The sequence below is a fragment of the Verminephrobacter aporrectodeae subsp. tuberculatae At4 genome (assembly GCF_000193225.1).
Classification (GTDB): Bacteria; Pseudomonadota; Gammaproteobacteria; order Burkholderiales; family Burkholderiaceae_C; genus Acidovorax; species Acidovorax aporrectodeae.
This window is the reverse complement of sequence record NZ_AFAL01000951.1, coordinates 1-13,924: the sequence shown is the minus strand read 5'-3', so window position 1 is coordinate 13,924 and position 13,924 is coordinate 1. Positions and strand designations below refer to the sequence as shown.

Genomic DNA, 13,924 nt, shown 5'->3' with positions numbered 1-13,924 from the left:
TCGACACCAAGCTGCAAATGGCCGGGCTGCCACGGCCCGGTGACGCCCAGATTCTGCGCGGTGACCCCGCCAGCGGCAGTTTCAGCGTGGTGTTCCAGAACGCCACCGACGGCGTCACTGCGGTGCAGTGCGTGAACGCGGCCTCTGACTTCGCTGCTGCGAAGAAGCTGATTGCGCAGCGCCGCTGCTTTGACCCGGCTTGGCTGGCTGACGCCGGCCTGAGCCTGCGCGAAATCCGCGACCGCCCCCCTGCGCCGTGCGCGCCCCGGATTCCTCCCCGACCCAAAGAATTCCCGCCATGCCCCATCCCGTCACGATCGAAGCCACGGACCGAAAAGGCCGCGTGCACCACTTGGAAAATCCGCCTGGATCCAGTTTGATGGAGGTTCTCAGAGCCCGCGGCCTGCCGGTGGCAGCGACCTGCGGCGGCGCCAGATCCTGCGCCACCTGCCATGTGTACGTGCACGGGGGCTATGGCAGCGTCGGGGCGCCGGACGAGGACGAACTGGACCTGTTGACCGAGTCCGAACATTACCGCGCGGGCGCATCGCGCCTGAGTTGCCAGATCCAGCTGCAGCCGCAGACCGGGCGACTACAGGTCGAACTGGCACCGCAGGATTGAACTGCCTATGGCGTGCGTGTTTCTGCGGCGGAAATGTCTTTTCTTATGTAGAACGGGCGATCAGGCACTTGCGTGTAATGGGTGTCTACGATCTTCTGGATGCAGCCCCCGTAGCTGTCCCAAGAATAAAGGCCCCATACTTTCCATTTGTTGATCAGCATGATCTTCGGCCGGTATTCGGCTATTTCCTTGCAGGCGTCAATGTTGATTCCGAATTTTGGATTTTCACTGTATTTTTCCTGCCAGGGAAGATAGAAGAAATGACCCGATGCCGGCAGCCTGTCGGCGGCTATGTACTGGAAATTGTCAAAGGAATAGGCAATGATTTTGTCATTCTTGTCGGTATATTTTTTTACCAAGCGGGAAAATTCGGTTTCGGCAGGTATTCTCCGGGCAACGAGTTCTTCCCGGTCCCCGGGGAGAAGCAGTGAGGCTCTTGCGCTGCAAAGCAAAATGAAAAACAAGGCACCGAGCTTTACAGGATGGATGAATTCATTTATTTTCAGGATCGGCAGCAATGAAATTCCGATAAAGGCATAATAATAGGGAAGTCCGTGAAAATCAATGCCCCGGATGAGCAAACTTGCGATACCGATTGCCAGCAGTATGGATCGCCATGGCATTTTCTTTTCATGGGAAGCCAGGGCCAACAGCCCGATGATGCTGAACATCAGAAATGGACCTATGATGTCGGTTTTTCCTGACAGACTGGCCAACGCAGACGAAATGACGTCCAGGTACTCCGGGAGTATTCCATAGTTCAAATAAAAATGGATCGCCAAAAAACCTTTCAGTGATCCATAACAGATGAGAAAAAGCAGATTCGCTGCCGTTCCCAGAAATGCTCCGGCTACGGACGCCTTGACGTACGAGCGCGGCAGTGAAATCAGAAACAGGATGGCAGCAATCGGAGCATAGGTGCTTGCAAGGAAAGGAAGGCTGGCAATGAGCAGGGATCCGGTGAAAACCCTGGGAGCGGTCAACAGATTTCGATCGATGATCGAAGGAAACGTGTATACGAACAATATTATCAGAAGAAGGGGCCCAGTGAGCGCCTGATACGTGTACATATGCCCAAGGAGTTTGGGCATGAGGAAAATTATGGTGAATGTTGCGTAGAAAACACTTGTCAATCTTGTGATGTTGTTTTTGAATATTGATGAACAATATATTGCAAGAATGCTGATTATTTGAAGAATGGCTGTCGGAACTCTGTGGCCACGGACCCCGAAATCGCCAAACAACTCCAGCGTCACGCCTGGAAAAAATGTCAGTGGGCCGTGGTGGTTGAATATTTCAGAATACAGTGATTGCCCGGATGCCATCATCTTGGCCGTGACGATCGTCTCTGACTCATCCCCCCACTCGATATAATTCAGCAGAAAATACTGGTATCTTGCTGCCAGTATGATAAAAACAAAAAGCACGAATCCGAGGACGAAATTCAGTCTGTACCCACTATTTTTTTGTCCGGCAGGTTCTTGTTCATTTGCATTTGTCGTGCCTCAGGCATCGTATTTTCCGCAGCAAGCGCGCAGCAGCGTCAGAAGGACGGAAAGATTTCCTCTGAAGCTGCTTATTTGGTGGGCACTTCGCCCGTCGGATATTTTCTGCTTGTCGGGATTTCCAGGCATTTATATCCGACCTGCGGCGCCTTGCAAGACAGATACGCCAGTAGCTCATACGCAGAAAAAACGTCCCTGAAAGGAGATATCCTGCGGTCCAGAAGCATTCTTCGACTATAGGCTCTGAATCCCTGGGTCGTATCTGTCCATTGGAAGCCCGAGGCGAAGCTCAGGCACGGTGCATGGATGAGCCGGATGGCAAAATGCCGGAATGCAGGCGTGTTCTCCGCGATGCCTCCCGGAATGAAACGGGAGGCTTGCACGAAATCCACGCCCCCCGCCAAAGCCTGGATGAAGCGTGGAATCGCTTCCGGGTCGTCTTTGTCATTTCCATCGATGGTGACGATTCCATCGTACCCCTGGTCGAGCGCAAAGGCATACGCGCACCGGAGTTGCGCGCTGAGTTTTCCCGGGCCTGTTTTTACGAGCAAACCCCGAGCATCGAGATCCTTCAAGGCCCTGGGGTCCGTGGAGCCATCCTGGCTTCCACCGTCAACAAGGATGATGTCCGCCACCTTGGAAATGGCACATGCCTGCATCCGCTGCAAAAGGCTTCTGATGCGCTCCCCTTCATTGATCACCGGGACGACAACGCACCAAGGGTGCTCGCGCCCCAACCAGAGTGGGGTATCAAAACCGGGAACCTGCCAAGCGGCCCTCTCTTCAGGAGAAATTTTGGACATGCTCGTCATGATGGGTCATGCAACGCGGGATGAAATGAGAAATACACCGGCAATGACCAAGAGTATGCCCGTCACGGTAATCCAGTGAAAAGGTTCCTTGAAAATTATCATGGACAGAAACGCGACGCTTGCCACTGCGCCGCAGGTAAGTATCGGATGCGCAACGTTCAGGGGGATTCTTGCCAGGGCAGCGGCATACAACAGAAAGGCCGCACCGTACAGACCCAGCCCCAACCAGAATGGCCAATTGGTGAATGCGGACATGGGGTCGGAAAGCGTAGGAAATTTTCTCGGAGGCATCACCGCGATCTTCACGAGCAGACTCGCCGAACTGTTGGCTGCAATCCCCAGCAAGAGAATGATCCATTTCATCCAATAGCCCCCTGCTGCGATCGGTAAGTGCTGTTTGCAAAATCCAATGCGCGCTTGATGGAGAGCAAATGCGGCTCGCTCTTGGTCGCCAGCATTTCGATCGTCAGCACATGCTGGGGCAAGAATTTCACCAAGGCTGAATGCATGGCGCGATGGTCCGTTCCCCGATCTCCAAGCGGCGCCAATTCCGGTTCGCTCGCGTGGACGTGGCCGATCAAATGCGCGCAGCGCGCGAGCACGTCTGCAGCGCATTCCCCATTGGTGACGAGCGCACCGGTATCCAACTGCATGCGGATGGCGGGGTGCGCGACCGCACGGACGATGTGCGCGGTTTCGTCGCTGTTTCGCATGAAGTTGGCTCCGTAGCACGGGGGAGTCGGCTCGAGGCAGACCGTAACCCCATGCCCCTGCGCTATCTCCCCCAGCCTTTGGAAAAAGGAGAGCGCCAGCGCTGCGGCGTCCCGATCATCCAGTCCCGACCGGTCACGGTTCTTGGGCGATCCAAAAACCAGCTTGGTCGCGCCTAGCCGGCTTCCTATCCGGCAGATCGCAGACAGGTGCCCGAGCATCGCATCCCGGGATTCGGCCGTGCCAAACACGTTCATTCCCGCCGTCCCGAACAGGAGGGCTTGCATGCCCACGATCTGGATGCCGCGTTCGCTCCACCAATCCCTGACTCGGGCAATCTCTTCGTCGCTTGTTTTTTCCGGCTGCGGGAAGTACTTGCCTGGGGCGACGTCAATCGCGTCCACGCCATGCTCGCCAAGCAGCCGGGCCACAGCCTCGTCCTCGGCGACGTCCCAGGCGATGTTGGATATCGCGATCCTCATGGGGCGGCCCTGGAAACGGGTTCCGATTGCGCGTAGGCCCGGATCGCCTGGATGGTTTCACGGATGCCGTATTGATAGGCACCTTCGGTCCCGAAAACCGGGGCATGGCATGTTCTCATGTCGTACTTTGCCGGGACGCCCGCCAAATGCTGTTCAAAGTCCCTGCCGAAACCGTGGAGGGCAAGCTCTTCGACGCTGACAGGGGCGGCGGTGAGATGCACCAATTTCAATCCGGCACGCAGTGCCGCCCGTATGTCGAACCACAAATTGACCATGGGATAGAACTGGAAAACCCCCCGGCTCTCAATCGCATGCAGGTTGTTCTCATTGTGCAGATCATAAATAACGTTCTTGCGCAGCCCCGGACCGACCAATCCGGGCAGCCTCAGGACGAGATGGCAGGGAAACCGGGATTGAACGAATTTTTCAAGATGCCGGCGATGCTGGCCATAGGCATGCAATCCCTTTTCATCCACCGGGGTTTCCTCGTCCACTTCCATGGGGTTCTGGAATACGTCCACGGTGCTGATCAGAACGAAGTTTTTGCACTTTATGGTTTCAATATTGTGCATCAGGGAATTTATTTTTCCCCTGTCGGCTTCAGGTTCCCGATTGGCCAACCATTTCTGCGCAGGCGCTCCTGCACAGACCACCATATCGAATTCCTTGTGTGCAATATCCTGGATGTTGTTCGATCGATAGAGCGCATCAAAGGATGCTTGCCTCCGCAGGGTGCTGCCGACGAATCCGGAGAAACCAATCAGCGCAGTTTTCATGGTGCGTCCTGGGTCAGGGAGAAGTCTTCGGCCTCAAGCTTCTCCAATACGTCATAGATATTGTCGATTTTTCCACCCAAGATCGAGTAGCACCCTGGCAATTCGTGGTACTTCTCGAAAAGAATGGGCCTTCCGTCGTCGCCCTCATTCTTTTGCAGCACGGTCTTGACTTCGAAAAGAGAGTCAACGTAGCGGGAATTCTTGACGACCGGGATGTATCTGGCAACGTCTCTGATCATGCGATCAGACCGCGTGGATCGATCATGGCTTGCCAATTGTGCATAGGGGTCCAGCCCCTGCTTGTCTTCCCAGCTGAGGTGGGGCGTGTAGCGGACGTGCGAAAGGGTATGCAGGCCGCGGGCCGGAAATGGCATCATCGAAAAAAAAGGACCATCCATCACGGTCACTCCCATGTTCTCGATTTCCGCGGGCACCTTGACCAGGGCTATTTCCGTTATTTCGTGCTTTAATCCGGTTTGCGTTCCGGGGTAGTCTCCATGCAATTGATTGAGACCACTGTAGGTGCAATTGAAGACGTACTGGCAGTCAATGAATTCTTCCTTCCCGCTGCCATCGTGCAGCGCCAGATTCACCCCGCCCCCGGCGGACCTGTTGATCGAAGTCGCGCTTGTTTTGAGCAGAACACGAACATTGTTTTCACACAGCGCGCGCTCTGCCCACTGCGCGAGCAGTCTGGCGTCAAAAGCGTATTCCTCGACAAGAAAAATTTCTTCAATCAATTGGGGGGAAAACAAACCCCTGAACTCGTTGTTGGCGCGGATCGTTTTTGCACCGATCTCCTGGCAGAAACGCTCAAATTGCTTGGCAGTGACCTTGGAGTTGCGCCGCGCTATGGCGTAGAGCTTCGTGAAGTCCCGTTTGATGGCCAGAGACCAGTCCTGCACGAATCGCGGCATGTTGACCCGACTCCTGAAAGCCGTGGTAAAGCTCCGGGGATAATGGTAGCCATTGTGCACGCGTGCCTGATTGTGATACGACGCACGGGCCAGGAGCTGCGGCTCTTTTTCAATCAGGATGACGCGCTTGAAGCCCCGTTGCCGGGCCAGATATATTGCTATTGTCGAACCATAAAAGCCGCCGCCGATGATCGCCGCGTCAAATTTCCCCGTCGCATGCATCATTGAACCAACTGCTTCGCGGCCATCTCCGGGGACGGAAATTGCGACGAAGTGACTTCTTCGACGTTCAGTTTTCCACGGCGCGTCATCCGGACGCTCGTGAATTCCTGTCCTACGTGATAGAGCGGCCCTTCGTTTGAAAGGCTGGTCATGTGGAGCATGTATTCTCCGAGGACCAGCAATACCAGAGAAATAAGGAAAAACATTCCGGACTGTTGCAGGGAAAGGCTGACCCAGCCAGGCGCGACATTGGTTTTGAAGATGCCGATTGCCACGACGTAGAGCGAATAAACCAAATTCGCAGCGGCCCCAAATAGTGAGAGGACGGTGACCAGCCGCATGGGCGCGCCGGTCGTAGAAATGAGCAGGCGTATTCCGCGGTCAATACTCTCGCCTATCCTCTTTGCCTGCGGGGCAAGCGGCGGGCTGCAGTATTCCATATTGGAGCGGGTGAACCCGCCGGTGGCAGGCAGGTGCCGGTAGGTAATCGCAGGTTGTGGGTGCTGGAGAATGAAATTCACCACGCGCTTGCTCAGCATCCTGTACTGTGGAGCTTCCTTTTCCAAATGGACTCCACTGAACACCTTGTAGAATCCGTTGAACACGGTGTGGGCTGCTTCGTACAGGAAGTTTTGCCTTGGTTTCTGTGTGTTTCTGGCAAAAACCACTTCGACGCCGCTCGCTGCCTTGTCCAGCATTTGCGGGAGAAAAGAGATATCGTCCGTCAAAGGATCAATGACTGCAATGAAATCACCAAGGGAATTTTCCAGGCCGACCCAGGATGCCGTGCCATTGTCGACTTCCTTGGTCAGGGCGTACACCTGCAGGTTGGGCAGACCTGTCTGATTGGCAAGCTCCTTGAGAATGATGAGACTCTGATCATCAGAGGCATTGTCAATGACGATGAGTTCATAGTCGCTGACCAGTGGAGCCAGTTGCATTGTTGCATTTTTCAAAATCCCTTCGAGGTGCTTTTCGTGGTTGCGTATGACGTATACAACGGAAAGAAAAACCGGGAAATAGTCCATTTGGCTCCTCGGATTTTTTATTCATTACCTATTGGAATCTTGTTATTGCATGCGCCCACCGGCGGCCTGTCGGATCATGAGCAGAGGCACGGCGCGGATCATACACCACCGTGCATGCGGCTCGCGGGCAAACCGGGTTCATGGATAGCGGCGGCGCGACGGGGTGCGTTTGGGTCGCAGCGCACGCCGCTGGATGACGTGCCGCGCCGGGCGGCGGCAACGGCCTCGCGCGCTCGACCCGGCTCGCTGGCGAGGCGCTGCGGCCAACGGGACACCCATCGGGGCAGTGAACCCCAGCGCCTTGGTTCCGCCGAGGCGGAGGACACCAAGACGCGCTAATTTATTTTGGGGGACGGACCGCGCTCACCTCGATCTCGAGGAGCCAACCGGGATTGGCGAGCCCGGCAATCTCGAAGGCCGAGCGCGTCGGCAAGTTGGGCTGCTGGGCAGTACCAAAATATTGTTTGTACCCTTTCATGAATCCGGCAAGATCCACTTTGCCCAGCGCCGGGTCCTTCACCAGAAAAACCTGCATCTTGATGACGTCGGACATGCCCAAATTCAATGACTTCAGGGTTCCCTCGATCTTTTTGAGCACGCTGATGGCCTGGGCTTGCGTGTCACCAAAAGCGGCAATGCTGTTGGCATCCGCCTTGGCATCGACGACGTCCGGGACGGCGCCGCTCAGATTCACCAGAGTCAGTCCCGGAGGGACCTCGATGGCCAGAGATATCGGAAAGTCCGACCCCGGGATTTTGTGGCGGATGACGCCCTGCGCATGGGCGCCCGTGGAAAATACCGCCCCGGTGACGGCGAGGACCGCAAACAATTTATGCACGATATACACTCCTTTACTTGTGGGATGAAAGCTTTTTGACGAAATCCGCGGTGATGCCCGTATCGTAATTATTTCCGAAACTGCTGCGCACATGGTTCATGACGTCCGCAAGCTGCGCGTCGCTCATGTATTCACGAAAGCCGGGCATACCGTTTTTTCCATGCATCACGACGATTGCAATGAACTCGGCAACCTGGAGATTTCCATTATTCGCCAATGCGGGGTAGGTGCCCGCACCACGGGCCCCCTTGCCATCGGCCATATGACAGCCCTGACAGCTCGTCTGGTAGAGCTGCTGCCCCGTTTGCGCAATGAATTCTTTTCCTGAAGAAAACGGGGGCGCTTCCTGAGACGCCGCGTCCGGGGCGATGGCTGCAACGCTCAGGAAGGAAGCAATGGCCGCAAGGGCCCGGCGCATGGATCGATATGACATGAGATGCTCCTTATGCTGATTTCGTCGTGGCAACGACCATGGTGTGCAGACGCTCGATGGCATCGAGCGACGACAGGACGGCGCCCTCCATCCAGGCCGGAATAAAGGATGCATGTTCACCGGCAAGAACGATGCGGTTATCGATCTGGCACAGATTCTTGTAATGCCTTTCACGCGCCTCGTCGCTCCACTTGCCATAACAACCATGGACCCAGGGAACCCGGTGCCAGCCAACGGCAACGCCGTTGTCAAATTCCTCGGCGTATTGCTTGTGCAAATGACCGCCGTATTCCACCGCCTTGCGAATCCGTTGCGCCGGAGACATGGCAGTGAACTCGAAGGCATTGGCCCCCCACACGTAGGCCCCGAGCAAGACGCCTTTCCCGGGCTTGCCATAATCCGTATTTGGATAGGCTATTTTCTGAATGGGGGTATCCGTATAGCTGATTCCGCCGTAGATATGTTCGTCCTGCTCCCAGAAGCGGCGCTTGAACTGCAACCCGATCTTCACCGAGCCCTCATAGGGCACGGCGTTGATCGCAGCAAGCATGCTGGAGCTTGCCGTCAGCGGAATCTGGCTCAGAATCGACAGCGGCAGGGTGCAGACGCACCAGTCGGCCGTTTCAACCTGCTCGGCCCCCGTCCCGTCGCTGTTCCTGAAGCTGACCTGGACTTTTTTATCGTCCTGGTGAATGCGCACGACCTTCGCGTTGTAACGGACAAGTCCTTTTGTCTCGCGTTCAAATGCCTTGGCAATCATGTCCATGCCGCCTGCCGGCTGAAAAATGCTGCTCTGGAATTCAAGCTCCTGGCCATCGACTATTCTTTTCCACAACTTTGAATCGACCAACTCCTGATGGTCCATTGGTGTTGAAAATTCATGGGTCGGCATCAGTCCGCCCCCCGGTTCGACCTTGAAACCACGGCGCAGGCTGGATTCCAGCGACGGCCGGTAGGTTTTCTCCTGCGTCAGCCCGCCCCAGTGCTGCATTGCGTCGAGCAATTTTTCCCTGTCCTGCGCCGAGAATTGCTGGTCGAGCGCCCCGGCATTCACCGCCTTGCTGAGCAGTTCTGCCGTATGGCCTTGAAAATCGGCCTGAATGTCCCGGTATTTTTGCGGCTTGCCACCAAATGCCTTGGTGGAATGCACCAGGGCGTTGTAGTTGACCTGGATGAAGGGTTCGAGCCGGATACCGAACTGCTTGCAGTAGCCGAGCACCGCATGGTGGTGATAGGGTATCCGCCAAGGCCCGGGGTTGATGTATAGCCCGGGATCAAATTTGCATTTCTGCGTCGCCCCGCCGAGTTCCGTGTAGCTGTCCCCCCCACGAATCGTCCAGCAGCGGCCACCGGCCCTCTGGTTGTATTCAAGGATTTTGACCGTATACCCCGCCTTGCGCAATTCATACGCGGCCACCATGCCTGCAAGACCGGCTCCCAGAATGAGAACGCGGGTTCCCTTGGGAGCGCCCGCCAAGTTGGGCGCGCCTTTGTAATTGGACTGCGCAGCAAACCCCAATGTCGTCATGGCCTGGTACATCGTCGCTGCGCCGGCAGTCTTTCCGAGCGCAAGAAGAAGCTGCCGTTTGGAGAATTTCGTTGCCATCTGCACCATTGCACCACCTCACGAATATTCAAGAATTTTTGAAAAAGCCTGCGAGTGCAACCTAGCAAGACACATGCCATGCAAAGAATCCGCCCGGCGCCACGGGCAGCGCTGGATCGTTTGCGGAAAATCCGCACTCTGGCGTGCGTTCCGGACGCCCCTGCTGCATCGGCTTGGTGCGTCGGCGTAAACTACGCGACAGTGGCGCTGTTCCAATGGGGATTTCTCGCGACCGGTGCCACCGGTAGATGCTTGCACTGGCATACTGCGCGCAGCTTGCGGCCCGCGGAACGCCAGCCCTTTCAAGGTCTCTGATGGGACCAGAATTCAGGAGTATTTTTGTGAACGATTCATCGCGTGAACCCGGCTGGGAGCGCGCCACGCTGGAAAAGCTGGCCTTTGCGGCCCTGGGCGAGCAACGCAGCACCCGCCGCTGGAAAATCTTCTTTCGCCTTGCATGGCTGGTGCTGATTGCCGCCGTGGCGCTTGCCGCCATGCGCCAGGCAGCGCCCGGCACGAGCAAGAGCGCGCCGCACACGGCCGTGGTCGTCATCAAGGGCGAGATCGCCTCGGGCGCCGATGCCAGCGCCGAGTTCGTCGTGGCGTCCATGCGCAGCGCGCTGGAAGACGATGGCTCCAAGGCCCTGGTGCTGCTCATCAATTCGCCTGGCGGAAGCCCGGTGCAGGCCGGAATCATCAACGACGAGATCGTGCGCCTGAAGGCCAAGCACCACAAGCCGATCTACGCCGTGGTGGAAGAGAGCTGCGCTTCGGCGGCGTACTACATTGCCGTCGCGGCCGACAGCATCTACGTGGACAAGGCCAGCATCGTGGGCAGCATTGGTGTGCTGATGGATGGTTTTGGCTTCACCGGCGCCATGGAAAAGCTCGGCGTGGAGCGCCGCCTGCTCATCGCCGGCGAGAACAAGGGCTTTCTCGACCCCTTCAGCCCGCAAACTGAAACGCAGCGCGCCTACGCGCAGACCATGCTCGACCAGATCCACCAGCAGTTCATCACCGTGGTGCAGGCGGGGCGCGGGAAGCGCCTCAAGACGGCCGCGCCCGAGACCTTCAGCGGCCTGTTCTGGACGGGCCAGCAGGCGGTGGAAATGGGCTTGGCCGACAAGCTGGGCAGCCTCGATTACGTGGCCCGCGAAGTGGTCCAGGCCGAGGACATCATCGATTACACGCGCCGGGAAAACGTGGCCGAGCGGCTGGTCAAGCGTTTTGGCGCTGCCGTGGGCGGGGGGTCGCCAAATCGCTCGGCGCGTCCGCACTGCAATTGCGCTGATTTGCGCATGGCAACGCCCCGGTGGCGGTTGCGCGGTTTGCGTTTTGGTAGGCCGTGTTGGACTTGAACCAACGACCAAAGGATTCAGGTTTGCACAGGTTTCCCTGTTCCCCGGACTATCTCATCACCCGCGCCACGGATTGCTCCGTGCGTTCGGGTGCCGGGCGCTCCAGGGATGCTTATTGGATTGGCTCCTCACATCCTAGTCTCTGCACCTTCTCACTTACCGATCTTTCGATCTGCCTTCAGTGAGCTTGGCTCAGGATTGCCGGGTCAACGGGTTGACTGACGGTTTCCCTGAGTTCACCCGGTTTTTCCGCTGCCGCTTTCACGGCAGGGTCACCACTTCGATGAGTCCTCTGCTCTGACCAACTGAGCTAACGGCCCAAAACGCCCTATTACCAGCCAAGGCCCCTGCGGTCTCCCGCACGAACCCGAGCGCCGTATTGTAGGGGCTGTTCACCCGCGCAGGCTGAGCGCGTTGGAGAGCAGTCTGGAGGTGATGTCCACGATTTGGATCATCCGGTCGTAGGGCATGCGCGTGGGCCCGATGACCCCCAGGGTGCCGACGATCTTGCCGTCGATTTCGTAGGACGAGCTGACCACGGAAAACTCCTCGAAAGGCATGGCGTGGCTTTCCCCCCCGATGTAGATGCGCACGCCTTCGGCCTGGCTGGAGATGTCGAGCAGCCGCAGAATTTGCGTCTTCTGTTCGAACAGGTCAAAAGCGCGCCGCAGGTTGCCCATGTCGTTGGAAAAATCACTCACCGCCAGCAGATTGCGCTCGCCGGAGATCACGACCTCGTCCTGCGCTTCGGACAGGGCCTGCGAGCCGGCGTTCACCGCGGCCTGCATGAGCGTGACGATCTCGCCGCGCAGCAGGTCCACCTCCGATTTCAAACGCTCCCTCACCTGTTCCATGGCAAGGCCCGCGTAATGTTCATTCAGGAAATTGAAAGCTTCGATGAGTTGCGATTGGGAATAGTCCACGTCGGTGAAGATGACCCGGTTCTGAACGTCGCCTTCGGGCGAGACGATGATCACCAGAAATCTGCGCTCCGAAAGCCTCAGAAACTCGATGTGGCGGAAAACGGATGTCCGCCGCGGCGCCATCACGACGCCCACGAACTGGGAGAGGTTGGAGAGCAGTTGGGCCGCGTTGGCAATCACTTTTTGCGGCTGCTCGGGCGCAAGCTGCGGCGGTGTCAGCGGATCGCGCTGCACCGTCAGCATCGTGTCAACAAACAGTCTGTAGCCTCGTGCCGTGGGGATGCGGCCCGCAGAAACATGCGGGCTGGCGATCAGGCCCAGTTCTTCGAGATCGGCCATGACGTTGCGCACCGTCGCGGGCGAGAGGTCGATTCCGGACGCCCGCGACAGGGTCCAGGACCCGACGGGCTGCCCGTCGGCGATATAGCGCTCGACCAGGGCTTTGAGCAACAACTTGGCACGATCATCGAGCATTGGGCGATTTTAATGATGTAATTTCACGATGACGTCCAATTTCCGCCATGTTGCGCTCATAGGCAAGTACCAGGTTTCATCTGCGGGTTACTCGGGTGACAGCTCGTGCCAGGCGCTGGAAGACATCGCGCATTTTCTGCAATGCCAGGGTTGCGAGGTTGCGCTCGAGGTGGAGACGGCGAGCAACACCGGGTTGACGCATTACCCCGCGCTGTCCGTGGACGATATCGGGGCGCGGTGCGATCTGGGCCTGGTGGTGGGGGGGGACGGGACGATGCTTGGCATCGGTCGCCGGCTCGCCCGATTCGGGACGCCGCTGATCGGCATCAACCAGGGGCGGCTGGGCTTCATCACGGACATTCCTTTCGACACTTACCAGACGACCCTGCCCCCCATGCTCGAAGGAGAGTACGCAGAGGATTCGAGGCCGCTCATGCGCGCGGCCGTGGTGCGCGCCGAGCGGGTGCTTTTCGAGGCCCTTGCGATGAACGACGTCGTCGTGAACAGGGGGGCAACCTCGGGCATGGTGGAGTTGCGCGTCGAGGTGGGCGGACACTTCGTCGCCAACCAGCGTGCCGACGGGCTCATCATTGCATCCCCCACGGGATCGACGGCCTACGCGCTGTCCGCCGGGGGCCGATGCTGCATCCGTCGATTCCGGGTTGGGTTCTGGTTCCGATTGCGCCGCACACCCTGTCCAACCGCCCCATCGTGCTCTCGGACGCCGCAGAGGTCGCCGTCGAAGTGGTGTCCGGTCGGGACGTCAGTGCCAACTTCGACATGCAGTCGCTCGCCTCGCTGCTCCATGGCGACCGCATTCTGGTCAAGCGCTCGGAGCATTGCGTGCGCTTCCTGCATCCGCTGGGCTGGAATTACTTTGCCACTTTGCGCAAGAAGCTGCGCTGGAACGAAGGAGGCTCCTGACCATGGCGCTCAGACGGATCACGCTGCGCGATTTTGTGATCGTTCAGGCGCTCGAGCCTGTGGAACTCGAGTCCGGCTTCACGGTGCTGACCGGCGAGACCGGCGCCGGCAAGTCGATTCTGATCGACGCGCTGCAGTTGGCGCTGGGCGCGCGCTCGGACGCCGGCGTGGTGCGCGAGGGGGCCCTGCGGACCGACATCTGCGCGGAATTCGACTGCCCGGCGCACGTCCGGCCCTGGCTGGAGGAAGCCGGGTTTGACGCCGACGATCTGTTGCTGCTGCGGCGCACGGTG

The 13,924-nt window shown here is 57.9% G+C and carries 15 protein-coding genes and 1 pseudogene; 5 read left to right on the top strand and 11 right to left on the bottom strand.

Annotated elements, in window-relative coordinates; all coding sequences use genetic code 11:
• Positions 1 to 380: oxidoreductase C-terminal domain-containing protein (locus VTU_RS32095; RefSeq protein ID WP_010109592.1), on the top strand; the 380-nt coding region annotated here is incomplete at its 5' end.
• Positions 380 to 622 carry a 2Fe-2S iron-sulfur cluster-binding protein gene (locus VTU_RS0122590; protein WP_010109591.1) on the top strand — a complete coding sequence of 81 codons (243 nt, stop codon included), beginning with the start codon at positions 380 to 382 and terminating at the stop codon, positions 620 to 622. The genes VTU_RS32095 and VTU_RS0122590, both read left to right, overlap by 1 nt.
• Before the next feature lie 5 nt (positions 623 to 627).
• Here the strand turns inward: VTU_RS0122590 and VTU_RS0122585 are convergent, their stop codons facing one another.
• The 10 genes from VTU_RS0122585 to VTU_RS0122540 all read right to left on the bottom strand — a co-directional run bounded on the left by VTU_RS0122585 (position 628) and on the right by VTU_RS0122540 (position 9,961).
• Positions 628 to 2,049 carry a hypothetical protein gene (locus VTU_RS0122585; protein WP_138928012.1) on the bottom strand — a complete coding sequence of 474 codons (1,422 nt, stop codon included), beginning with the start codon at positions 2,047 to 2,049 and terminating at the stop codon, positions 628 to 630.
• Between the two features lie 149 nt (positions 2,050 to 2,198).
• Entirely contained in the window at positions 2,199 to 2,930 is a 732-nt protein-coding gene (locus VTU_RS29980; RefSeq protein WP_236610843.1) for a glycosyltransferase family 2 protein, read from the bottom strand.
• 15 nt (positions 2,931 to 2,945) lie between these two features.
• Positions 2,946 to 3,302, bottom strand: coding sequence for an EamA family transporter (locus tag VTU_RS0122575; protein ID WP_010109587.1), 357 nt, complete (start codon positions 3,300 to 3,302; stop codon positions 2,946 to 2,948).
• Complete coding sequence (locus tag VTU_RS0122570) at positions 3,299 to 4,081, bottom strand: sugar phosphate isomerase/epimerase family protein (RefSeq protein WP_236610842.1); 783 nt, start codon at positions 4,079 to 4,081, stop codon at positions 3,299 to 3,301. Before VTU_RS0122570 ends, VTU_RS0122575 begins: the two co-directional genes overlap by 4 nt.
• A 47-nt stretch (positions 4,082 to 4,128) precedes the next feature.
• Complete coding sequence (locus VTU_RS0122565; protein WP_010109585.1) at positions 4,129 to 4,908, bottom strand: NAD-dependent epimerase/dehydratase family protein; 780 nt, start codon at positions 4,906 to 4,908, stop codon at positions 4,129 to 4,131.
• Positions 4,905 to 6,050 (bottom strand): FAD-dependent oxidoreductase, encoded by a 1,146-nt coding sequence (locus VTU_RS0122560; RefSeq protein WP_010109583.1) that lies wholly within the window; start codon positions 6,048 to 6,050, stop codon positions 4,905 to 4,907. The genes VTU_RS0122565 and VTU_RS0122560 overlap by 4 nt, the downstream gene beginning before the upstream one ends.
• Entirely contained in the window at positions 6,047 to 7,075 is a 1,029-nt protein-coding gene (locus VTU_RS0122555; RefSeq protein WP_010109581.1) for a glycosyltransferase, read from the bottom strand. The genes VTU_RS0122560 and VTU_RS0122555 overlap by 4 nt, the downstream gene beginning before the upstream one ends.
• A gap of 340 nt (positions 7,076 to 7,415) precedes the next feature.
• On the bottom strand, positions 7,416 to 7,922 hold the full coding sequence (locus VTU_RS0122550) for a RidA family protein (protein ID WP_010109580.1): 507 nt from the start codon (positions 7,920 to 7,922) through the stop codon (positions 7,416 to 7,418).
• A 4-nt stretch (positions 7,923 to 7,926) separates the two neighbouring features.
• Positions 7,927 to 8,346: a c-type cytochrome gene (locus VTU_RS0122545; RefSeq protein WP_029554660.1), complete on the bottom strand. Its 420-nt coding sequence runs from the start codon at positions 8,344 to 8,346 to the stop codon at positions 7,927 to 7,929.
• 10 nt (positions 8,347 to 8,356) lie between these two features.
• On the bottom strand, positions 8,357 to 9,961 hold the full coding sequence (locus tag VTU_RS0122540) for a flavin monoamine oxidase family protein (RefSeq protein ID WP_010109578.1): 1,605 nt from the start codon (positions 9,959 to 9,961) through the stop codon (positions 8,357 to 8,359).
• 305 nt (positions 9,962 to 10,266) lie between these two features.
• Between VTU_RS0122540 and VTU_RS0122535 the strand changes: the two genes are divergently transcribed.
• Entirely contained in the window at positions 10,267 to 11,310 is a 1,044-nt protein-coding gene (locus VTU_RS0122535) for a S49 family peptidase (protein WP_236610841.1), read from the top strand.
• A 392-nt stretch (positions 11,311 to 11,702) separates the two neighbouring features.
• On the opposite strand, the gene hrcA is transcribed toward VTU_RS0122535, so the two are convergent.
• On the bottom strand, positions 11,703 to 12,707 hold the full coding sequence (hrcA, locus tag VTU_RS0122530) for a heat-inducible transcriptional repressor HrcA (RefSeq protein WP_010109575.1): 1,005 nt from the start codon (positions 12,705 to 12,707) through the stop codon (positions 11,703 to 11,705).
• Positions 12,708 to 12,735: 28 nt separating this feature from the next.
• Between hrcA and VTU_RS29975 the strand changes: the two are divergent.
• Positions 12,736 to 13,631, top strand: a pseudogene (locus VTU_RS29975) (NAD kinase).
• Between the two features lie 2 nt (positions 13,632 to 13,633).
• On the top strand, positions 13,634 to 13,924 hold a 291-nt coding region (locus VTU_RS29970; protein ID WP_010109574.1), incomplete at its 3' end, for an AAA family ATPase.